Here is a 20,131-nt window from a genome sequence, read left to right as displayed (position 1 = left end):
CGGACCCGCCCTGCACCCAATGAAGAGGTGGTCTTGGGGGGCCGGTCTCCTGGTCTTTTGTTGCAACGGGTGGAGCGTAGCCCGTTGAAGTGAAGATGCGGTGAGGGCAGCGTACGGCGGATGTGCAACGGGCGCTGCCCGGCCTTTCGGCCGGGCGATGGCTTGCAAATCCCTTGGGCTGCGGTACAGGGTGCGTGGCGAAATATGAATGTGCGGAGGGCAGGCGATGATCCCGGTCAAAGGATATGAGGGCGCGCAGGTGGCGGTGCTGGGGCTGGGCCGTTCGGGGCTGGCGACAGCGCGCGCCTTGCGGGCGGGCGGGGCGGAACCTGTTTGCTGGGACGACAACCCTGCCGCGCGGGAGGCGGCAGAGGCGGATGGCTTCACCTGCCGCGACCTGCACAAGGGCGGTGCCTTTGACGGCGTTGCTGCGCTGATCACCTCGCCCGGCATCGCGCATCTGTATCCCAAGCCGAACCCGGTGATCCGGGCGGCAATGGAGGCCGGGGTGCCGGTGGACAATGATATCGGGCTGTTCTTCCGCTCCTTTGCCGATGCCGAATGGCAGATGCATGACCAGCCGCCGCGGGTGGTGGCGGTGACGGGGTCGAATGGCAAATCGACCACGGTGGCGCTGCTGCACCACATCCTGCAGGAAGCGGGCCGCGAGAGCCAGCTGGCGGGCAATATCGGCCGCGGCGTGCTGGACATAGATCCGCCCGGCAACGGCGGCGTGGTGGTGCTGGAGCTGTCGAGCTATCAGACCGAGCTGGCCCGGGCGCTGACGCCGGATGTGGCGGTGTTCACCAACCTGAGCCCTGATCATCTGGACCGGCATGGCGGCATGGGCGGTTATTTCGCGGCCAAGCGGCGGCTGTTTGCCGAGGGCGGGCCGGACCGCGCGGTGATTGGCATTGACGAGGATGAGGGGCTGTTTCTGGCCGGACAGCTGTCGGAAGCGGCAGGCGATGACCGGGTGATCCGCATCTCCGCCGCGCGCAAGCTGACCGGGCCGGGCTGGCAGGTTTTTGCCCGCAAAGGCTTTCTGAGCGAGTACCGCAAGGAGCGGCAGGCGGCCTCGATCGATCTGCGCGGCATGACCGGTCTGCCGGGGGCGCATAACCATCAGAACGCCTGCGCGGCCTATGCGGCGGCGCGCACTCTGGGGCTGGCGCCGCGGCTGATCGGCGATGCGATGGCGACCTTCCCCGGCCTGCCGCACCGCAGCCAGACCATCGCCGAAAGCGGCGGCGTGCGCTATGTCAACGACAGCAAGGCCACCAATGTGGACAGTGCGGTTAAGGCACTGAGTGCGTTCAAGAACATCCGCTGGATCTGCGGCGGGCTGGAGAAGGACGGCGGGCTGGAAGGGCTGCAGGGGCAGACCGGCAATGTGGTGAAAGCCTATGTGATCGGCCGCGAGGCGGCTGGCTTTGCGCTGCAGCTGGATGTGGAGGCCGAGGTCTGCACCACTATGGCGGCAGCGGTCGAGCGCGCCATTGAGGACGCGCAGGAGGGCGACACGGTTCTGCTGGCGCCGGCAGCGGCGAGTTTCGACCAGTACGACAATTTCGAACAGCGCGGCGAGGATTTCACTGCCGAGGTGAACAAGCGGCTGGGCTAGGGGGGGCTTCAGGCTCACCCAAGCGGAAAGCGCCGGCCGGGGCGGCGGGTCAGCTGGCGGCGGCGATGGCGGTGCCAGCGGCAAAACCCGATGACCAGGCCCATTGGAAGTTGTAACCGCCGAGCCAGCCGGTGACATCTGCCGCCTCGCCGATGGCATAGAGGCCGGGGGCGGATTTGGCCTCCATGGTTTTGGAGGACAAGCCATCGGTGCAGATGCCGCCCAGCGTGACCTCGGCGGTGCGGTAGCCCTCGGTGCCGGAAGGCAGCAGGCGCCAGTTTTGCAGGGCCTCGCACAGCGCGGCCAGCGCGGTGTCGGACTGATCGGCCAGACGGCCCTTGAGGGACAGCTGGGGTTTCAGAAAATCCACCAGCTTGGCAGGCAAGTGGCGGGCGAGTTCTGTTGTCAGGTCGCGGCGGCCTTCACTCTGGCGCTGGTCGCGCAGGAGATCGAAAAGAGGCGTCTCGGGGATCAGGTTCACCGTGATCTCCTCTCCCTCGCGCCAGTAGGAGGAAAGCTGCAGCACCGCAGGGCCGGAAAGGCCGCGGTGGGTGAACAGAAGCGCTTCGTCGAAGGAGGTGCGCGCGTTCGACAGCCGCGCGGGCAGGGCGGTTCCGGCCAGCGGCTGGAAACGGCCGTCCGGGAAGGTGAAGGGAACCAGCGCCGGGCGGGTCTCCGTCAGCTCCAGCCCGAACTGGCGGGCGAGGTCATAGGCAAGGCTGGTCGCGCCCATCTTGGGGATTGATTTGCCGCCGGTGGCCAGCACCAGATTGCGGCAAGTGACGGTCTGCGGCTTGCCCTCGCGCAGGAGCCTTACGGAGAATCCCGCTGCGGTCCGTTCGACGGAGTCCACCGAGGTCTGCAGCCAGAGGTCCGCGCCGGCCTGATGCAGCTCTTCCACCAGCATTGCGATGATCTGTTTGGCGGAACCGTCGCAGAACAGCTGGCCCAGGGTTTTCTCGTGCCAGGCGATGCCGTGGCGGTCCACCAGCCCGATGAAATCCCATTGGGTGTAGCGGGCCAGCGCCGATTTGCAGAAATGCGGATTGGCGGAGAGGTAGTTCTTGGGGTCCGCGTACATGTTGGTGAAGTTGCAGCGGCCGCCGCCGGAGATGCGGATCTTCTCGCCCGGCGCCTTGGCGTGGTCGATCACCAATGTGCTGCCGCCCGAATAGCGTGCGCACATCATGCCGGCCGCGCCGGCGCCGAGAATCAAGGTGTTTATCTGCATGGCGCGCATCGACCATGGAACCGGCGCCGGCGCAAGGGGAAGACCGGGCAAGCGGGGATTTGCGGACCGCCGCAGCCGGACGGCGGCAACCTGCCTGTCAAGATGCCTGCACGGCAGTGCGGTGGATTCCTGCCGAACTGTGTTCTTTTTCTGGCGCCGCGGCTCACGTTTCGTTACAGTTTCAGCGAGACCCCGAAAAATGGGGCGGAACGAGGCATATAGTGGCGGTATTCCCATGACTGAGATGGTCTATGGCGCGGTTCCCGTGCAGGCTGGTGAGCCGATTCTTCCCAAGTGGTGGCGGACGCTGGATAAATGGACGATGTCCTGCGTCCTGATATTGTTCGTGATCGGATTGCTCTTGGGGCTGGCGGCTTCGGTGCCGCTGGCCGAGCGCAACGGGTTCGGAAATTTCCATTATGTGCAGCGGCAGGCGGTTTTCGGCCTGACGGCGCTGGCGGCGATGCTGGTCACCTCGGTGATGTCGCCGACGCTGGTGCGGCGGCTGGCGGTGGTTGGCTTTGCCCTGACCTTTGTCGCGCTGGCCTTTCTGCCGATTTTCGGCACCGATTTCGGCAAGGGCGCGGTGCGCTGGTATTCGCTGGGGTTTGCCTCGCTGCAGCCGTCGGAGTTCCTGAAACCGGGCTTTATTGTCGTCGCGGCCTGGATGATTGCCGCCAGCCAGCAGATCAACGGGCCGCCGGGCACGCTGATGTCGTTCGCGCTGTGCATGATGGTGGTCATGATGCTGGTTTTGCAGCCGGATTTCGGCCAGGCCTGTCTGATCCTGTTCGGCTGGGGAGTGATGTATTTTGTGGCAGGCGCGCCGATGCTGCTGCTGGTCTGCATGGCTGCCGTTGTGGTGCTGGGGGGGGTCTTTGCCTATAACAGCTCGGAGCATTTTGCCCGCCGCATCGACGGCTTCCTGAACCCGGATATCGATCCCACCACCCAGCTGGGCTATGCCACCAACGCCATCCGCGAAGGCGGGCTGTTCGGGGTCGGCGTCGGTGAAGGCCAGGTGAAATGGTCGCTGCCGGATGCGCACACCGATTTCATCGTTGCGGTCGCGGCCGAGGAATACGGGCTGGTGCTGGTGGCGGTGCTGATCGCGCTTTATGCCTCGATCGTGGTGCGGTCGCTGTTCCGGCTGATGCGCGAGCGCGATACGTTTATCCGCCTGGCCGGCACCGGCCTGGTGTGCATGTTCGGCGTGCAGGCGATGATCAACATGGGTGTTGCGGTGCGGCTGTTGCCCGCTAAAGGCATGACATTGCCGTTTGTCAGCTACGGCGGATCTTCGCTGATTGCCACCGGGATTGCGGTGGGTATGCTCCTGGCCTTTACCCGCACGCGTCCGCAGGGCGGGATTGCAGATTACCTGAGCGGCCGCGGCCGCTGACGAGATGTGAAAGAGACCCCCTGAGGATGGCACAGAAACTGCTTTTGATGGCCGCTGGCGGGACCGGCGGCCATATGTTTCCGGCGCAGGCGCTGGCAGAAGTGATGCTGGCGCGCGGCTGGCGGGTGAAGCTGTCGACCGATGCGCGCGGGGCGCGCTATACCGGCGGCTTCCCGCATTCGGTTGAGATCAGCCAGGTGTCCTCGGCCACCTTTGCCCGCGGCGGGCTGCTGGCCAAGGCGCTGGCGGGGCCGAAGATCGCGGGCGGTGTGCTGTCGATGGCACTGCAGATGCGGCGCGAGCGCCCCGATGCGGTGATCGGTTTTGGCGGCTACCCGTCGATTCCGGCCCTGGGGGCGGCAACGCTGCTGAAGCTGCCGCGGATGATCCATGAGCAGAACGGCGTGCTGGGCCGGGTGAACCAGTTGTTTTCCAAGCGGGTGGCAGGCGTGGCCTGCGGCACCTGGCCGGCCTTGCTGCCTGAAGGCGTCGCGCATGAGCATGTGGGCAATCCGGTGCGCAGCGCGGTGATGGAACGTGCCGGAGCCGCCTATATTCCGCCCGGTGATTACCCGATGTCGCTGTTGGTGATGGGCGGCAGCCAGGGCGCGCGGATCCTGTCCGACGTGGTGCCTGCCGCGGTTGCCGCGCTGCCGGATCACATTCGCCGGCATCTGCGGGTGTCGCATCAGGCGCGCGCCGAGGACCTGGACCGGGTCAATGCGTTTTACGCCGACCATGGCATCAATGCCGATGTGCAGACCTTTTTCAACGATGTGCCTGCGCGCATGTCGGAGGCACAGCTGGTGATCTCGCGTTCGGGCGCCTCGTCGGTGGCCGATATCTCGGTGATCGGGCGGCCCTCGATCCTGATCCCCTTTGCCGCAGCCGCAGGCGACCACCAAAGCGCCAACGCCCGTGGGCTGGTTGACGCCAATGCCGCCGTGATGATCCCCGAAAGCGCCCTTGATATCCCGGTGCTGGCAGAGCATATGGGCGCAATTCTGAGTAACCCGCAGGCTGCCACCCAGATGTCGGCCGCTGCACTGAACGCCGGGGTTCCCGATGCCGCCGAACGATTGGCGGCATTGGTTGAGCAACTGGCCCAGGAAGGATAACTGTCATGAACCCTGCAACCAAACTGCCCGGTGACGTCGGCCCGATCCATTTTGTGGGGATCGGGGGTATCGGCATGTCGGGCATCGCCGAGGTGCTGTTGAACCTGGGCTACAGCGTGCAGGGCTCGGACCTGAAGGCCAGCAAGATCACCGCCCGGCTGGAAGAGCTGGGCGCGCGGGTGTTTGTGGGCCAGAAGGCGGAGAACCTGGAGGAGGCTGCGGTTGTGGTGATCTCCTCGGCGATCAAACCGGGCAATCCGGAGCTGGACGAGGCCCGCCTGCGCGGGTTGCCGGTGGTGCGCCGGGCCGACATGCTGGCAGAACTGATGCGGCTGAAATCCAACATCGCCATTGCCGGCACCCACGGCAAGACCACCACCACCACGATGATGGCCGAGTTGATGGTGGCCGGCGGCTTTGACCCCACCATCGTCAACGGCGGCATCATTCACGCCTATGGCTCCAACGCGCGGATGGGGCAGGGCGAATGGATGGTGGTCGAGGCGGATGAAAGCGACGGTTCCTTCAACCGGCTGCCCGCGACCATTGCGGTGGTGACCAACATCGACCCGGAGCATATGGAGCACTGGGGCGATTTCGATACGCTGCGCGACGGGTTTTTTGAATTCGTGTCCAACATCCCGTTCTACGGCATTGCGGTCTGCTGCACCGATCACCCCGAGGTGCAGGCGCTGATCGGGCGGATCTCGGACCGCCGGGTGGTGACCTATGGTTTCAATGCGCAGGCCGACGTGCGGGCGGTGAACCTGACCTACAAGGCGGGTGTCGCGCATTTCGATGTGCATCTGCAGGCCGAAGACCGGGTGATCGAGGGCTGCACCCTGCCGATGCCGGGGGACCACAATGTCTCTAACGCGCTGTCCGCCGTGGCAGTGGCACGGCATCTGGGCATGAACAGTTCCGAGATCCGCGAGGCGTTGGCGGCCTTTGGCGGTGTGAACCGGCGTTTCACCAAGGTGGGCGAGGTGAACGGCGTCACCATCATCGACGATTACGGCCATCATCCGGTCGAGATTGCCGCGGTGCTGAAGGCGGCGCGCCAGGCCAGCGAGGGCCGGGTGATCGCTGTGCATCAGCCGCACCGCTATTCACGCCTGTCCAGCCTGTTCGAGGATTTCTGCGGCTGCTTCAACGAGGCCGACGTGGTTGCCATCGCCGAGGTGTTTGCGGCGGGAGAGGAACCGATCGAGGGCGCCAGCCGCGACGATCTGGTGGAAGGGCTGATCCGCCACGGCCACCGCCACGCCCGCGCCATCCTCAGCGAAGAGGATCTTGAGCGCCTGGTGCGCGAGCAGGCGCGCCCCGGCGACATGGTTGTCTGCCTCGGCGCCGGCACCATCAGCGCCTGGGCCAATGATCTGCCTGAACGGCTGGGGCGCTGAGGGATGCGGCGGCCGGTGGCCGGATGTTCTGAAGAACACCGCCGGTTTTGCGTCCGGAGAACGGCGCGATGACGCTGTCGCTGACCCTTGCCGCCGTCTGGGCGCTGGCGGCCAATGTGCTGGCGATGATTCCCAGCCGCGACAATCACTGGGCCCGGGCCTATGTGCTGATTGCGCTGGGGGTGCCGCTGCTGGGCTATGTGACCTATGAAAACGGCCCCTGGTGGGGGCTGGCGGTGCTGCTGGCGGGCATGTCGGTGCTGCGCTGGCCGGTGCTGTATTTCGGGCGCTGGGTTAAACGCGCCATGGGGCTGTAGCCATTACGCCGCCCGCCGGGTCCGGGAAAAGTTAACGATTTCTTGCGGATTGCCGGATACCCTAACAGGAATATCTCGTGTTCCCTGTTTGGTCCAGCGTGTTTCCGCTGGCGGTGGAGGCCGCCCATGGCTGCTGTTGCTCTGATCTGGCTGGCATTCGGCACTGTCTGGCTGATGTCGTTTTACAGTCTGGCGCGGGCGGGACGGACGACAGCCGCCGCCATTGCCGGTTCAATCTGGTTCGTGGTTCTGATCTGGCTGGCTGGCCGGCTGCTGTTTGCGGCAGGGACTGGCCGCTTCGTCGTGTTATCCCTTTATTTCGGCGGCCACCTGGTCTACGGACTGTGCTCGCTGGCTGGCTGGAACTTGGGACGGAAAAGACGATGGCGGCGGAAAGTGAAATTATTCTTCCGGCGGTGCGTGGCCGCCTTACCGGGCAGAAACCGCTTGCGGAGCTGACCTGGCTGCGCGTCGGCGGACCGGCAGAGCATCTGTTTCAGCCTGCTGATGTTGACGATCTGGCTGCATTCCTGCGCGATCTTGACCCGGCGGTGCGGGTGTTCCCGATGGGCGTGGGGTCGAACCTGATCGTGCGCGACGGCGGCCTGCGGGCAGTGGTAATCCGGCTCGGCCGCGGATTCAACAGTATCGGGACAGAGGGCGATACCGTCACTGCGGGTGCGGCGGCGCTGGATGCGCATGTGGCGAAACGCGCGGCGGATGCGGGTGTTGACCTGACCTTCCTGCGCACCATTCCGGGCTCGATCGGCGGCGCGGTGCGGATGAACGCGGGCTGTTACGGCAGTTACACCGCGGATGTGTTTGTCTCGGCCACGATCGTGACGCGGCAGGGGGAGATCCGCGAGATCACCGCCGAAGAGCTGAGCTTTGAGTACCGTCAGACCGCTTTCCCTGAGGGCGCGGTGCTGGTTTCGGCTGTTTTGCGCGGTCCCAAGGGCGACCCGGCGGAGCTGCACGCGCGGATGGCGGCGCAATTGCAGAAGCGCGATGAGACCCAGCCGACCCGCGACCGCTCGGCCGGCTCTACCTTCCGCAATCCGGCAGGGTTTTCGTCGACAGGGCGTGCGGATGATGTGCATGACCTCAAGGCCTGGAAGGTGATCGACAACGCCGGCATGCGCGGAGCGCAGCGCGGCGGCGCGCAGATGAGCGAGAAGCATTCCAACTTTCTGATCAACACCGGTGGCGCAACTGCCGCAGATCTTGAGGGATTGGGGGAAGACGTGCGGAAAAAGGTTTACGAGAATTCCGGCATCACGCTACAGTGGGAAATCATGCGGATTGGTGATCCGCTTCCCGAATAGCTGGAAATCTACTGCGTTGACAAAGGCTTCTGTGACCGCAGGCTGAGGTGATCATAGGGTCCGCGAAGGGCTCAGGGAGCGGAAGCCTTAATTGTGGTAAAGGCGCGGTTAACACCTCGGTAAGATTTTGGGCGGTAGGGTGCCGGCACGGCGGCACTGATCCGCCTGGGTTATAAAGGGGCCGTATAGCCCTGGAGCAAACGGCCGGGACCATCCGGGCAAAGAGATAGAACGGGTTTTTCTGAGGACCCTAAAAACCAGGGGCGCAAAGCCCCGTATAAATTGAGGCGCTTCGTGGTGAGTAAGTCGAGCAGGGCACTCCCGAAAGTCGCGGTGCTGATGGGCGGACCGTCAGCCGAACGCGAAGTATCGCTGTCCAGCGGCCGTGAATGCGCGGCCGCTTTGCGCGGTGAGGGGTTTGAGGTTGTCGAGGTGGATGCAGGCCGGGACCTGTACGCGCGCCTGGCGGATATCAAGCCGGATGTGGCGTTTAACGCGCTGCACGGGCGCTGGGGCGAGGACGGCTGTGTGCAGGGTGTGCTGGAATGGCTGGGCATCCCCTATACCCATTCCGGGGTGCTGGCCTCGGCGCTGGCGATGGACAAGCAGCGCTCCAAGGAAGTGTACCGCGCCGCCGGGCTGCCGGTTGTCGAAAGCGGCTTGTTTGCCAAGGATGAGGTCGGCGCAGGCCATGTGATGGCGCCGCCTTATGTGGTGAAGCCTAACAATGAAGGCTCCAGCGTCGGCATTTATATTGTGCAGGAGGCTGCCAACGGCCCGCCGCAGTTGTCGGAAGAAATGCCGTCCGAGGTGATGGTCGAAACCTATGCGCCGGGGCGCGAGCTGACCACCACCGTGGTCGGGGACAAGGCGCTGACGGTGACCGATATCCTGACCGATGGCTGGTATGATTATGACGCCAAATACAAGCCCGGCGGCTCGCGCCATGTGCTGCCCGCGGACCTGCCGCGGGAAATTCATGACCTGTGCCTGGACTATGCGCTGAAGGCGCATGAGGTGCTGGGCTGCCGCGGTGTCAGCCGCACCGATTTCCGCTGGGACGAGGCGCGCGGCGCGGGCGGGCTGATCCTGCTGGAGACCAATACCCAGCCGGGGATGACTCCGACCTCGCTGGTGCCGGAGCAGGCGGCCTTCTGCGGCATGGATTTTGGCGAGTTGTGCGCCTGGATGGTGGAGGATGCCTCATGCAACCGCTGAAGGGGCGCTTGCGCCGCAGTGGCGACGGCGAGGTACGGGCGGATCCGGCGCCGTCGCGGCTGAAGTACCGGTTGCAGCGCTGGATGCTGACGCCGGGTATCCGGTTCGGCCTGCGGATCGGGGTGCCGTTCTGTCTGATCTTTGCTGCGGGCAGTGCCTATCTGGCGGATGAGACCCGCCGCGCGGCGCTGCAGGGGCTGGTCAGCGACGCCCGCGCCGCAATCGAGGAACGGCCCGAGTTCATGGTCAACGTGATGGCGGTGGACGGGGCCGGACCCAGTGTGGCGCAGGACATCCGCGAGGTGGTGCCGGCCGAATTTCCTGTGAGTTCCTTTGATCTGGATCTGGAGCAGATCCGCGACGTCATCACCGGGCTGGACCCGGTCAAATCCGCCAGCGTGCGGATCCGCCCCGGCGGCATCTTGCAGGTGGACGTCGAGGAACGGAAGCCGGCGCTGATCTGGCGCAGCCGCGAGGGGCTGGCGCTGCTGGATGAGCAGGGCATTCACGTCGCTGAGCTGGGCCGCCGCAGCCTGCATCCTGAGCTGCCGCTGATCGCCGGCAAGGGGGCGGAAAAACAGGCGGCACAGGCGCTGCAGCTGTTCGCAGCGGCCAAACCGCTGGGGCCGCGGCTGCGCGGGCTGGTCCGTGTGGGCGAGCGGCGCTGGGACGTGGTGCTGGACCGCAAGCAGCGGATCATGCTGCCGGCGGAGCAGCCGGTGCGCGCTTTGGAACGGGTGCTGGCGGTGAGTGAAGTGCAGGATTTGCTGGAACGCGATGTGGCCGCGGTGGATATGCGCCTGGCTGGGCGTCCGACCGTGCGGATGACCGAAAACTCAGTGGAGAACTGGTGGCGGATCCGGCAGCTGAATGGGGGCGGGCAGTAGCATGACAGATCTCTATCAATCGCAGCGGGCAATGCGGCAGATGCGCCGTCAGGCGATGCAGCGCGGCGTGGTGGCCATTCTGGACGTGGGCAGTTCCAAGATCGCCTGCCTGGTGCTGCGGTTCGACGGCTCCGGGCGGCTGAGCGAGGATGGCTCCATCGGCGCCTTGGCCGGGCAGTCGGGGTTCCGGGTGATCGGGGCGGCGACGACGCGGTCGCGCGGCGTGCAATTCGGCGAAATCACCGCCATGCAGGAGACCGAGCGCGCCATCCGCACCGCGGTGCAGGCGGCGCAGAAAATGGCAGAGGTGCGGGTCGATCACGTGATTGCCTGTTTCTCCGGCGCCAATCCGCGCTCTTACGGGCTGGATGCCAAGCTGGATCTCGAGGGCCAGGTGGTTTCGGAACATGAAGTGGCGCAGGTGCTGGCCTCCTGCGAGGTGCCGGAATACGGCGCGGGCCGCGAGGTGATCCATGCGCAGCCGGTGAACTTTGCGCTCGACAACCGGTCCGGCCTGGGGGATCCGCGCGGCCAGATGGGGCAGACGCTGGCGGTCGACATGCATATGCTGACGGTGGATGCCATCGCGGTGCAGAACCTGGTGCGCTGCATCCAGCGCTGCGACCTGGAACTGGCGGGAATTGCGTCGTCGGCCTATGCCTCGGGATTCTCGGCGCTGGTCGAGGATGAGCAGGAGCTGGGGGCCGCCTGTATCGACATGGGCGGCGGCTCAACCTCGATCTCGGTCTTCATGAAAAAGCACATGATCTATGCCGACGCGGTGCGTCTGGGCGGCGATCACATCACCAGCGACATTTCGATGGGGCTGGGGGTGCCGCTGACCAATGCCGAGCGGATCAAGACCTTTTGCGGCGGGGTGCATGCCACCGGCGCCGACGACCGCGACATGATCGACATCGGCGGCGATACCGGCGATTGGGAGCATGACCGCCGCACCGTCAGCCGGGCTGAGCTGATCGGCATCATGCGGCCCCGTGTTGAAGAGATCCTGGAAGAGGTGCGGGCGCGGCTGGATGCAGCGGGTTTCGAATATCTGCCCAGCCAGCAGATCGTGCTGACCGGCGGCTCCAGCCAGATCATGGGGCTGGACGGGCTCGCCAGCCGCATTCTGGGCCAGCAGGTGCGCCTGGGGCGTCCCTTGCGCGTCCATGGCCTGCCGCAATCGGCGACCGGGCCGGGCTTTGCCTCTGCGGTGGGGCTGTGCCTGTTTGCGGCCCATCCGCAGGATGAATGGTGGGACTTCGAGATGCCGGCCAGCCGCCATCCGGCGGGCACTTTGGGCCGCGCCGTGCGCTGGTTCCGGGACAACTGGTAAGCCGTTTTTGATTTTTGTCTGACGGGTCAAAGAGGGCGTGACAGCGCCGGCAGGACCCGTTAGGTTGTTCTTAACGTCCGCGGCAAACGCGGCGATTCAGCAGGCCGGGCAGTGGCCAGCCACATATCAGAAAAGACCTCCTCTGCAGAAGCGATTTTGCGGATGCGACAGGTGTGTTGTGTGTGGCTTGTGCTGAATCCCCCATATCTGCTAGGGACGGCGAAATACCGCGGTTCAGGCTTTAGAAAGAGGCCGTATTTTGTGGCACGTTGTGCTTTTTGGGATGACGAAACTCCCTATGCGCGGTAGGATTATGGTGAATAGCACAGGAAAAAGCCCTTTGCGGGAAGGGCTGGTAACACAGGCGGTATGAGCATGACGTTGAATCTTTCGATGCCCGGGCAGGAAGAGTTAAAGCCGAAGATCACGGTGTTTGGTGTCGGCGGGGCCGGCGGCAACGCCGTCAACAACATGATTGCCAAGGAGTTGGACGGCGTCGAATTCGTCGTTGCCAATACCGACGCGCAGGCGCTGCAGCAGGCCTCGGCCAAGAGCCGCATCCAGCTGGGTGTGAAAGTGACTGAAGGCCTGGGCGCCGGCGCCCGCCCGCAGGTCGGTTCCGCCGCGGCTGAGGAAAGCATTGAGCAGATCGTCGACCATCTGGCCGGCGCGCATATGTGTTTCATCACTGCCGGCATGGGCGGCGGCACCGGCACCGGTGCGGCGCCGATCATCGCGCAGGCCGCGCGTGAACTGGGCGTGCTGACCGTCGGCGTTGTGACCAAGCCGTTCCAGTTCGAGGGTCTCAAGCGGATGCGTCAGGCCGAGGCGGGGGTCGAAAGCCTGCAGAAGGTCGTCGATACGCTGATCATCATTCCGAACCAGAACCTGTTCCGCCTGGCCAATGAAAAGACCACCTTCACCGAGGCGTTCTCGATGGCGGATGACGTGCTGTACCAGGGTGTCAAAGGCGTCACTGACCTGATGGTGCGCCCGGGCCTGATCAACCTCGACTTTGCCGATGTGCGCGCCGTGATGGACGAGATGGGCAAGGCGATGATGGGCACCGGCGAGGGCGAGGGCGAAGACCGCGCGGTGCAGGCCGCCGAAAAAGCGATTGCCAACCCGCTGCTGGACGAAATCAGCCTGAAAGGCGCGCGCGGCGTGCTGATCAACATCACCGGCTCGCACGACCTGACCCTGTTCGAACTGGACGAAGCCGCCAACCGCATCCGCGAGGAAGTGGACCCGGACGCCAACATCATCGTCGGTTCGACCCTGGACACCGGCATGGAAGGCAAGATGCGGGTTTCCGTTGTCGCCACCGGTATCGACGCAGTGGATGTGAACACCGAAATGCCGGTGCCGCGCCGTCCGATGTCGGCGCCGCTGCGCCAGACCGTCAGTGTCGAAGATACCCGTCCGGCGCCGCTGGAGCTGGAAACTCCGGTTGCCCAGCCGGCGGCTGCAGAAGCCGCACCGGCGGCAGCACCCGAAGCGGCCGCAGCGCTGGAAGAGCCTGCGCTGTTCGAGGAGATGAACGTGCAGCAGGCCGCCGCGCAGGAGCAGGCCGAGGATCTCTTTGAAGAGCCGGAGCAGGTGGACAGCGACGGTCTGCCGCCGCCGGCCTATCAGCCGCAGGTTCCGGAATTCCGCCCGCAGGCAACAACACCCGAGCCGCAGCCCGACGCCTTTGTGGCGCCGAGGGCACCGGCGCCGGGCACCCCGTCGCCGCAAGCGCTGGAGCGCCTGCAGGCCGCAGCGCAGCGGGTGCAGCAGCCGCGCCCGGCAGCGGTCCCTTCTGCGGCGGCGCCGCAGCCGCAACAGCAGCAGAACGCGCAGCAGCAGCCCGACGGGCAGCGCCGCTTCGGCCTGAATTCGCTGATCCACCGGATGACCGGCACAACGGAGGCTCCGGCGGGCAAACCGCAGCCGCAGGCGGTACGCCAGCAGCCGGCCATGCAGGCCCCGGCCACCGCAGCCCAGCCGCAGCCGGTGCAGGCCCAGCAGCCTGATCCGGACCAGGAACGCATCGAAATCCCCGCTTTCCTGCGCCGCCAGGCCAACTGACAGATCACAAAACTTGTCTGAAAAGCCGCCTTCGGGCGGCTTTTTTCGTCTTAAAATCAGACGTTTAGGTGGTTTTGAGCGGTGTTTTGCTTATCTGTTACAGCCATGTTTCAAACCGTTACAAAGATTGAGTTGTAGGTTTTTCTGCAAAACCTTAACTCTCTGTCGCAACACGGCCCGATGAGGCCGGAAACAGTGGAACGAGGCGCAACGTGCAGAATACGCTCAAAGCATCGGTGGCATTTGAAGGGCCCGGCCTGCATTCCGGCCAGCCTGCACGCATGGTTTTGATCCCGGCACCGGCCGGGCATGGCATCGTCTTCAAGCGTACCGATATTGCATTGGGCAACACCCTGGTTCCGGCGCGCTGGGATCTGGTCGAGCGCAGCCCGCTGTGCACGCGTCTGGTCAATACCTCCGGCGTCAGCGTGTCCACCGTCGAACACATCATGGCGGCCTTGGCCGGTTGCGGCGTGCACAATGCGCTGATCGAAATCGACGGGCCGGAAGTGCCGATCGTTGATGGCTCCGCGGCGCCGTTTGTGCGCGGTATCATGCAACACGGCGTGCGCCGGCTGGGCGTGCCTGCCACGGTCTACGAAGTGCTGAAGCCGGTGACAGTGGAGAAGGACGGCGCCCGCGCCACCCTGCTGCCCAGCGACCGGCTGACCATTGAATTCCATATCGATTTTGCAGAGGCCGCCATCGGCCGTCAGAGCAAGGTTCTGGATATGCGCAACGGAAGCTTCGCGCGGGAGCTGTGCGACAGCCGCACCTTCTGCCGTCAGGCAGACGTGGAAGCGATGCAGGCCAATGGCCTCGCTCTGGGCGGTGTGCCGGGCGAGAACGCCGTTGTGTTTGACGGAGAACGGGTTGAGAGCGGCGCGGGTCTGCGCCATTCGGATGAGCCTGTGCGCCACAAGATGCTGGATGCCCTGGGGGATCTGGCGCTGGCCGGGGGGCCGATCTTGGGGCGGTATGTTGGCGAGCGTGCGGGGCATGCGCTGACCAACACCTTGCTGCGTGCCTTGTTTGCGGAGCCGGGCGCGGTCCGGGCCGTCGCCTGTGATGCGGCGATGTCCGCGCGGCTGCCGGGGCAAGGTCTGATCTGGTCGGAAATTCCGGCAGAACAGCGGTGCGTGGCATAAGGCAGAAAACCAGAAACGAGCGGCAAACTGACCCGGGACACGCCTGTCCCGGGTCTTTTCCTTTCCAGGGGCGGCAGGCAAGCGGACGCACGACCAGCAGGGCGCACTTGACCATTGCCCGCTTTCTCTGCCATGTGAACGGGGAATTGCCGAAAGGCGTTTTGCACGCCATTTGAATGTGCTAGAGACGGCATAACCGGGGCGGACACCCGTAAGTCAAAGACGGTGAGGTTAGGCACTATGAACGGCATCAGGGCGGGAGCCAAAACCCTCGGCGCGGTCCTTCTGATGGTGGCCCTTGCGGGCTGCGGCGGAGACGGCGGCGCGGTTAAGCGGGGCGAGTCTCTGGAGGCCTTCTCACCCGAGCAGATCTATGAGCGCGGTGAATTCGAACTGGCCCAGAGACAGCCCAAGGACGCCGCCTATTACTTTGCCGAGATCGAGCGCCTGTACCCCTATTCCGAATGGGCCAAGCAAGCGGTGATCATGCAGGCCTTTGCCTATCACAGCACCAAGGATTACGAGAACAGCCGCGCCGCCGCGCAGCGGTTCATCGATTTCTACCCGGCTGATGAAGATGCCGCCTATGCCCAGTATCTTCTGGCACTCAGCTATTACGACCAGATCGACGAGGTTGGCCGCGACCAGGGCCTGACCTTTCAAGCGCTGCAGGCGCTGCGCACGGTGATCGAGGTCTATCCCGACAGCGAATATGCCACCTCGGCGATCCTGAAATTCGACCTGGCGTTCGACCATCTGGCGGGCAAGGAAATGGAGATCGGCCGCTATTATCTGCGCCGGGGCCATTATACCTCTGCGATCAATCGGTTCCGGGTGGTGGTCGAGGACTTCCAGACCACCAGCCACACTGCCGAGGCGCTGCACCGGCTGGTCGAGGCCTATCTGTCGCTGGGGCTGACGGACGAGGCGCAGACGGCGGGTGCAATTCTGGGCCATAACTTCCAGTCCTCCGAATGGTACGACAGCAGTTATAAGCTGCTGACCTCGAGCGGGCTTGAACTGCGGGACCGGGGCAACAACTGGCTGAGCCAGATCTATCGTCAGACGGTCAAAGGGCAGTGGCTGTAACGGCCGCTGCTGCACGGAGGCGGGGCTATGCTGCGCGCGCTTGATATCCGGGATATCCTGATCATTGATCATCTGGAGCTGAATTTTCAGCCCGGACTAAATGTGCTGACCGGCGAGACCGGGGCGGGTAAATCCATTTTGCTCGACAGTCTGGGGTTTGTGCTGGGCTGGCGCGGGCGGGCCGAACTGGTGCGCCAGGGCGCCGCGCAGGGCGAAGTGCTGGCCGAGTTCGATCTGGCCGAGGGCCATCCGGCGCATGCCATTCTGGAAGAGGCCGGCCTGCCCGGCGGTGAGACGCTGATCCTGCGCCGTGTGAATACGGCCGAGGGGCGCAAGACCGCCTGGGTCAATGACCGGCGCTGCTCGGGCGAGGTTCTGCGGGCCTTGTCGGAAACCCTGGTGGAATTGCACGGCCAGCATGATGACCGCGGGCTATTGAACCCGCGCGGGCATATGGCGCTGCTGGACCAGTATGCCAATGTGCAGGGGCTGCTGGCCTCGGTGCGGGCAGCCTGGGCCGGGGCTGCCAAGGCGCGCAAGACCGTTGAGGCCACACGCGCCGCCCTGGACGCGGTGCGGGCCGAGGAGGAGTTCCTGCGCCATGCGGTGGGCGAGCTGGACAAGCTGGACCCGCAACCGGGCGAGGACGAGGCGCTGGATACCCGCCGCCGTCAGATGCAGGCGGCCGAGCGCATCCGCGGCGACATCACCCGCGCCTTCGGGCTGCTGAGCGACGGGGCCGAAACCGCGATGGGAGAAGCGCTGCGCTGGCTGGAGGGTGTTGCGGGCCAGGAAAGCGGCACCGGGCTGGAGGAACCCTTGGCGGCCCTCAGCCGCGCGATGATCGAACTGGGCGATGCGCAGGACGGGGTCGAGCGGGTGCTGGGGCATCTGGAGTTCAATCCGGGTGATCTGGAAGACTGTGAAGAACGGCTTTTTGCCATCCGCGGGCTGGCGCGCAAACATGATGTGCAGGCGGATGATCTGGCGGGCTATGCCGACACCCTGCGCGGCAAGCTGGCGGCGCTGGATGCAGGCGATCAGGACCTGGCCGATCAGGAGGCCGCCTTGAAGGCCGCCGAGGCCGCCTATGCGCAGGCCGCGGAACAGCTGAGCGCTGCCCGCCGCGAAAGCGCTGTTGCACTGGATCAGGCCGTGATGGCGGAACTGGCGCCGCTGAAGATGGAACGGGCGGTGTTTGAAACCCGGATTTCCAGCTGCGCACCGGGGCCTGAGGGGAGCGACGCGGTGGCCTTTACCGTGGCCACCAATCCGGGCGCTCCGGCGGGGGCCTTGAACAAGATCGCTTCGGGCGGCGAACTCAGCCGGTTTTTGCTGGCGCTCAAGGTATGCCTGCGCGGCGAGGATGCCAGCAAGACCTTGATTTTCGATGAGATCGACCGTGGTGTCGGCGGTGCGACGGCGGATGCCGTGGGCCGCCGCCTGCGCAGCCTTGCCAGCAGCGGCCAGGTGCTGGTGGTGACCCATTCGCCGCAGGTGGCGGCCCTTGGCGGCCATCACTGGCAGGTGCGCAAACAGGTGGTGGACGGCATGACATTGTCGCAGGTGGTGCCGCTGGCCGATACTGAGCGGGTGGATGAGCTTGCCCGCATGGTGTCGGGTGATACTATCACCGAAGAAGCCCGCGCTGCGGCCCGTGCATTGCTGGCCGGGTGACCTGCCGGTTCATTGCGGCCGGAACACTGTTACGGGTGAGGGGTCTTTAACTGGCTTATGACAGTTCAGGGCCATTAAAACGAAAAGACCCGCTGACAGGTTATGGTAGAAGAAATCCGTTCATCGCTTTCCCAAGTTTTCGTGCCGTGGCTGGCTGGCTTGAAAGACATCTGGCGGGTGCTGCGCAATCGCGGTCCCAGCCAGTTCCAGTTCTGGCTGATTGCATTGCTGATCGGCATCGCCGCCGGTTTTGCGGCGCTGTTTTTCCGCAAGGGGATCTCGGCCCTGCAGGCCTGGATCTATGGCGCACCGGACGTTGATTACCTGCATTCCTTTGCACAGGGGCTGCCCTGGTACATGCTGGTCGCCATTGCCGCGGGCGGCGGGCTGGTGGTTGGCCTCATCCTGGACCGGTTCACCCCGGACGGACGGGTGCGGGCGGTCGCGGATGTGATCGAGGGCGCAGCACTGCATGACGGGCGGGTGGAGATGCGCGCAGGTGCGGCTTCGGCGCTGGCCTCGCTGATTACCCTGTCGACCGGCGGCTCGTCGGGCCGCGAGGGGCCGGTTGTGCATATGGCCGGGGTGATCGCCACCTGGGTCAGCAACCGGATCAACGCCGACGGCATCACCGGGCGCGACCTTTTGGGCTGCGCGGTGGCGGCGGCGGTCTCGGCCAGCTTCAACGCCCCGATCGCCGGGGCGCTGTTTGCGATGGAGGTGGTGCTGCGGCATTTCTCGATCAATGCCTTTGCGCCGATCGTTGTTGCCTCGGTGGCGGGCACGGTGATCAACAGGCTGGAATACGGCGATGTCACTGAATTCACGCTGGTCACACCAGGCGCGCTGCAATTCTACGTCGAACTGCCTGCCTTCCTGATCCTGGGGCTGATCTGCGGGATGGTGGCGGTGGTCCTGATGCGGGCGATTTTCTTTGCGGAGAAGGTCGGCACAAACGTGCAGGAGCGGCTGAGCGTGCCGCGCTGGCTGCGCCCGGCGGTGTCGGGAGCCATTCTGGGGGGCATCGCGGTCTGGTACCCGCACATCATCGGTGTCGGCTATGAGACCACGGTGCTGGCGCTGACCGGCGGGCTGCTGCTGGGCCAGGCGGTGGTCTTTACCGTGGTCAAGACAGCCGCGGTGGCGATCACCATGGGCGGCCGCATGGGCGGCGGGGTGTTTTCGCCTTCGCTGATGATCGGGGCGCTGACCGGGCTGGCCTTCGGCCTCATTGCCACTGCAGTGCTGCCGGATGTGTCCGGCACCCACACCCTTTATGCCTTTGCCGGCATGGGGGCAGTGGCCGCCGCGGTGCTGGGGGCGCCGATTTCCACCACCCTGATTGTTTTCGAGCTGACCGGCGACTGGCAGATCGGCCTGGCGGTGATGGTTTCGGTGTCGATGTCGACCGCTCTGGCGTCGCGGCTGGTGCACCGGTCGTTTTTCCTGACCCAGCTGGAGAGCCGCAACATTCACTGCGCGGCCGGGCCGCAGGCCTATTTGCTGGCGCTGATCCGCGCCGGTGCGGTGATGCGCCCGATGGGTGACAGCCGCTGCGCGTCGCTGGAGCACTGTCAAACCCTGGTTGAGGAGGGGCTGTGCATCCGCGCATCCGCGTCGCTGGAGGCCGCGATGCCGGTGTTCGACCGGGCGGAGGCGGCCTTTCTGCCGGTGATGATGGAAGAGGGCGGAACCGAGGAAATCATCGGCGCATTGTACCATGTGGATGCGCTGAAGGCCTACAACCGTGCCTTGGCTGCAACCGCGGCGGAGGAGCACAGATAGGCGGAACCGGGAAATTGGGTATCTGATCACCCTGGCTCGCCCGGTGCATCCCCCCGCCGTTATGGAGAAAAATTCCGCTTCCATCCCCTAATCTGTGCGAAATCGGTGACACGTTAAGGTTAAGTTAAAAATTTTATTGCTCTGCAACGGCGCCTGAACCAACACTGTAAGCGGATTATTGCTAAGCTTACTCACACGGTAGGAAATCATGTGCAATTTCGAAACCGGCCCGCAAGAGGCTGGCGCGGACAACAAGGCGGACGAACAGGCAAATGAACGGGCAGCGTTGGAAGCAGCGATCAACTATGCGATCCAATGCGCCCGCGAAACAGGCATTCTTGGTGCAGGTGATGCGCTGGAGGAAGCCAGGCTGAACCTCAGCCGGGCGGTATTGACCTGAACCTCGGCCTTTGAGACATCACAGCTGCGCCGGCGCCTGTTGCGGAGCCGTACTGTTGCGGTTTCAGCGGGTATCAGGCGGCGGAAGCCGCTGCATCGCAA

17 protein-coding genes are annotated in these 20,131 nt (G+C 64.8%); 16 read left to right on the top strand and 1 reads right to left on the bottom strand.

What is annotated here, in order from left to right; translation table 11 throughout:
• Nucleotides 1–226 precede the first annotated feature (226 nt).
• Nucleotides 227–1,624 (top strand): UDP-N-acetylmuramoyl-L-alanine--D-glutamate ligase, encoded by a 1,398-nt coding sequence (murD, locus tag METH_RS11965; RefSeq protein WP_024090740.1) that lies wholly within the window; start codon nucleotides 227–229, stop codon nucleotides 1,622–1,624.
• A gap of 49 nt (nucleotides 1,625–1,673) precedes the next feature.
• On the opposite strand, the gene METH_RS11960 is transcribed toward murD, so the two are convergent.
• Nucleotides 1,674–2,855, bottom strand: coding sequence for a BaiN/RdsA family NAD(P)/FAD-dependent oxidoreductase (locus METH_RS11960; RefSeq protein WP_024090739.1), 1,182 nt, complete (start codon nucleotides 2,853–2,855; stop codon nucleotides 1,674–1,676).
• 235 nt (nucleotides 2,856–3,090) lie between these two features.
• Here METH_RS11960 and ftsW point away from each other — a divergent pair, with 235 nt between their 5' ends.
• The 15 genes from ftsW to METH_RS11890 all read left to right on the top strand — a co-directional run bounded on the left by ftsW (nucleotide 3,091) and on the right by METH_RS11890 (nucleotide 20,030).
• A complete protein-coding gene (gene ftsW, locus METH_RS11955; protein WP_024090738.1) occupies nucleotides 3,091–4,257 on the top strand; it encodes a putative lipid II flippase FtsW in 1,167 nt (388 codons plus the stop codon).
• Between the two features lie 26 nt (nucleotides 4,258–4,283).
• The gene (locus tag METH_RS11950) at nucleotides 4,284–5,375 is read left to right on the top strand and encodes a UDP-N-acetylglucosamine--N-acetylmuramyl-(pentapeptide) pyrophosphoryl-undecaprenol N-acetylglucosamine transferase (protein WP_024090737.1); all 1,092 of its coding nucleotides are present in this window, start codon (nucleotides 4,284–4,286) and stop codon (nucleotides 5,373–5,375) included.
• Nucleotides 5,376–5,380: 5 nt separating this feature from the next.
• Entirely contained in the window at nucleotides 5,381–6,778 is a 1,398-nt protein-coding gene (gene murC, locus METH_RS11945; protein ID WP_024090736.1) for a UDP-N-acetylmuramate--L-alanine ligase, read from the top strand.
• Between the two features lie 68 nt (nucleotides 6,779–6,846).
• Entirely contained in the window at nucleotides 6,847–7,095 is a 249-nt protein-coding gene (locus METH_RS11940) for a DUF2484 family protein (protein ID WP_024090735.1), read from the top strand.
• A gap of 126 nt (nucleotides 7,096–7,221) precedes the next feature.
• Nucleotides 7,222–7,554 carry a hypothetical protein gene (locus METH_RS23940; protein WP_156927482.1) on the top strand — a complete coding sequence of 111 codons (333 nt, stop codon included), beginning with the start codon at nucleotides 7,222–7,224 and terminating at the stop codon, nucleotides 7,552–7,554.
• On the top strand, nucleotides 7,479–8,420 hold the full coding sequence (gene murB, locus METH_RS11935; protein ID WP_044008655.1) for a UDP-N-acetylmuramate dehydrogenase: 942 nt from the start codon (nucleotides 7,479–7,481) through the stop codon (nucleotides 8,418–8,420). The genes METH_RS23940 and murB overlap by 76 nt, the downstream gene beginning before the upstream one ends.
• 297 nt (nucleotides 8,421–8,717) lie before the next feature.
• Nucleotides 8,718–9,638 carry a D-alanine--D-alanine ligase gene (locus tag METH_RS11930; protein WP_024090733.1) on the top strand — a complete coding sequence of 307 codons (921 nt, stop codon included), beginning with the start codon at nucleotides 8,718–8,720 and terminating at the stop codon, nucleotides 9,636–9,638.
• The gene (locus METH_RS11925; RefSeq protein WP_024090732.1) at nucleotides 9,626–10,525 is read left to right on the top strand and encodes a cell division protein FtsQ/DivIB; all 900 of its coding nucleotides are present in this window, start codon (nucleotides 9,626–9,628) and stop codon (nucleotides 10,523–10,525) included. Before METH_RS11930 ends, METH_RS11925 begins: the two co-directional genes overlap by 13 nt.
• Before the next feature lies 1 nt (nucleotide 10,526).
• On the top strand, nucleotides 10,527–11,861 hold the full coding sequence (gene ftsA, locus METH_RS11920; protein ID WP_024090731.1) for a cell division protein FtsA: 1,335 nt from the start codon (nucleotides 10,527–10,529) through the stop codon (nucleotides 11,859–11,861).
• Nucleotides 11,862–12,236: 375 nt separating this feature from the next.
• On the top strand, nucleotides 12,237–13,931 hold the full coding sequence (gene ftsZ, locus METH_RS11915; RefSeq protein WP_024090730.1) for a cell division protein FtsZ: 1,695 nt from the start codon (nucleotides 12,237–12,239) through the stop codon (nucleotides 13,929–13,931).
• A 212-nt stretch (nucleotides 13,932–14,143) separates the two neighbouring features.
• Complete coding sequence (lpxC, locus tag METH_RS11910) at nucleotides 14,144–15,079, top strand: UDP-3-O-acyl-N-acetylglucosamine deacetylase (RefSeq protein ID WP_024090729.1); 936 nt, start codon at nucleotides 14,144–14,146, stop codon at nucleotides 15,077–15,079.
• 240 nt (nucleotides 15,080–15,319) lie between these two features.
• The gene (locus METH_RS11905; protein ID WP_024090728.1) at nucleotides 15,320–16,168 is read left to right on the top strand and encodes an outer membrane protein assembly factor BamD; all 849 of its coding nucleotides are present in this window, start codon (nucleotides 15,320–15,322) and stop codon (nucleotides 16,166–16,168) included.
• Between the two features lie 27 nt (nucleotides 16,169–16,195).
• Complete coding sequence (gene recN / locus METH_RS11900) at nucleotides 16,196–17,845, top strand: DNA repair protein RecN (protein ID WP_024090727.1); 1,650 nt, start codon at nucleotides 16,196–16,198, stop codon at nucleotides 17,843–17,845.
• A 102-nt stretch (nucleotides 17,846–17,947) separates the two neighbouring features.
• Nucleotides 17,948–19,630, top strand: coding sequence for a chloride channel protein (locus METH_RS11895; RefSeq protein WP_024090726.1), 1,683 nt, complete (start codon nucleotides 17,948–17,950; stop codon nucleotides 19,628–19,630).
• A gap of 208 nt (nucleotides 19,631–19,838) precedes the next feature.
• Entirely contained in the window at nucleotides 19,839–20,030 is a 192-nt protein-coding gene (locus METH_RS11890) for a hypothetical protein (RefSeq protein ID WP_024090725.1), read from the top strand.
• Nucleotides 20,031–20,131 lie beyond the last annotated feature (101 nt).

Origin of the sequence: Leisingera methylohalidivorans DSM 14336, from assembly GCF_000511355.1 — a bacterium.
Classification (GTDB): domain Bacteria; phylum Pseudomonadota; class Alphaproteobacteria; order Rhodobacterales; family Rhodobacteraceae; genus Leisingera; species Leisingera methylohalidivorans.
This window is presented reverse-complemented; position numbering and strand designations above follow the sequence as displayed.

Excerpts from the sequence above, each read along its gene's own strand:
- murD (WP_024090740.1), top strand. The coding sequence starts at position 227 with ATGATCCCGGTCAAAGGATATGAGGGCGCGCAGGTGGCGGTGCTGGGG.
- METH_RS11960 (WP_024090739.1), bottom strand. The coding sequence starts at position 2,855 with ATGCAGATAAACACCTTGATTCTCGGCGCCGGCGCGGCCGGCATGATG.
- ftsW (WP_024090738.1), top strand. The coding sequence starts at position 3,091 with ATGACTGAGATGGTCTATGGCGCGGTTCCCGTGCAGGCTGGTGAGCCG.
- METH_RS11950 (WP_024090737.1), top strand. The coding sequence starts at position 4,284 with ATGGCACAGAAACTGCTTTTGATGGCCGCTGGCGGGACCGGCGGCCAT.
- murC (WP_024090736.1), top strand. The coding sequence starts at position 5,381 with ATGAACCCTGCAACCAAACTGCCCGGTGACGTCGGCCCGATCCATTTT.
- METH_RS11940 (WP_024090735.1), top strand. The coding sequence starts at position 6,847 with ATGACGCTGTCGCTGACCCTTGCCGCCGTCTGGGCGCTGGCGGCCAAT.
- METH_RS23940 (WP_156927482.1), top strand. The coding sequence starts at position 7,222 with ATGGCTGCTGTTGCTCTGATCTGGCTGGCATTCGGCACTGTCTGGCTG.
- murB (WP_044008655.1), top strand. The coding sequence starts at position 7,479 with ATGGCGGCGGAAAGTGAAATTATTCTTCCGGCGGTGCGTGGCCGCCTT.
- METH_RS11925 (WP_024090732.1), top strand. The coding sequence starts at position 9,626 with ATGCAACCGCTGAAGGGGCGCTTGCGCCGCAGTGGCGACGGCGAGGTA.
- ftsA (WP_024090731.1), top strand. The coding sequence starts at position 10,527 with ATGACAGATCTCTATCAATCGCAGCGGGCAATGCGGCAGATGCGCCGT.
- ftsZ (WP_024090730.1), top strand. The coding sequence starts at position 12,237 with ATGACGTTGAATCTTTCGATGCCCGGGCAGGAAGAGTTAAAGCCGAAG.
- METH_RS11905 (WP_024090728.1), top strand. The coding sequence starts at position 15,320 with ATGAACGGCATCAGGGCGGGAGCCAAAACCCTCGGCGCGGTCCTTCTG.
- recN (WP_024090727.1), top strand. The coding sequence starts at position 16,196 with ATGCTGCGCGCGCTTGATATCCGGGATATCCTGATCATTGATCATCTG.
- METH_RS11895 (WP_024090726.1), top strand. The coding sequence starts at position 17,948 with ATGGTAGAAGAAATCCGTTCATCGCTTTCCCAAGTTTTCGTGCCGTGG.
- METH_RS11890 (WP_024090725.1), top strand. The coding sequence starts at position 19,839 with ATGTGCAATTTCGAAACCGGCCCGCAAGAGGCTGGCGCGGACAACAAG.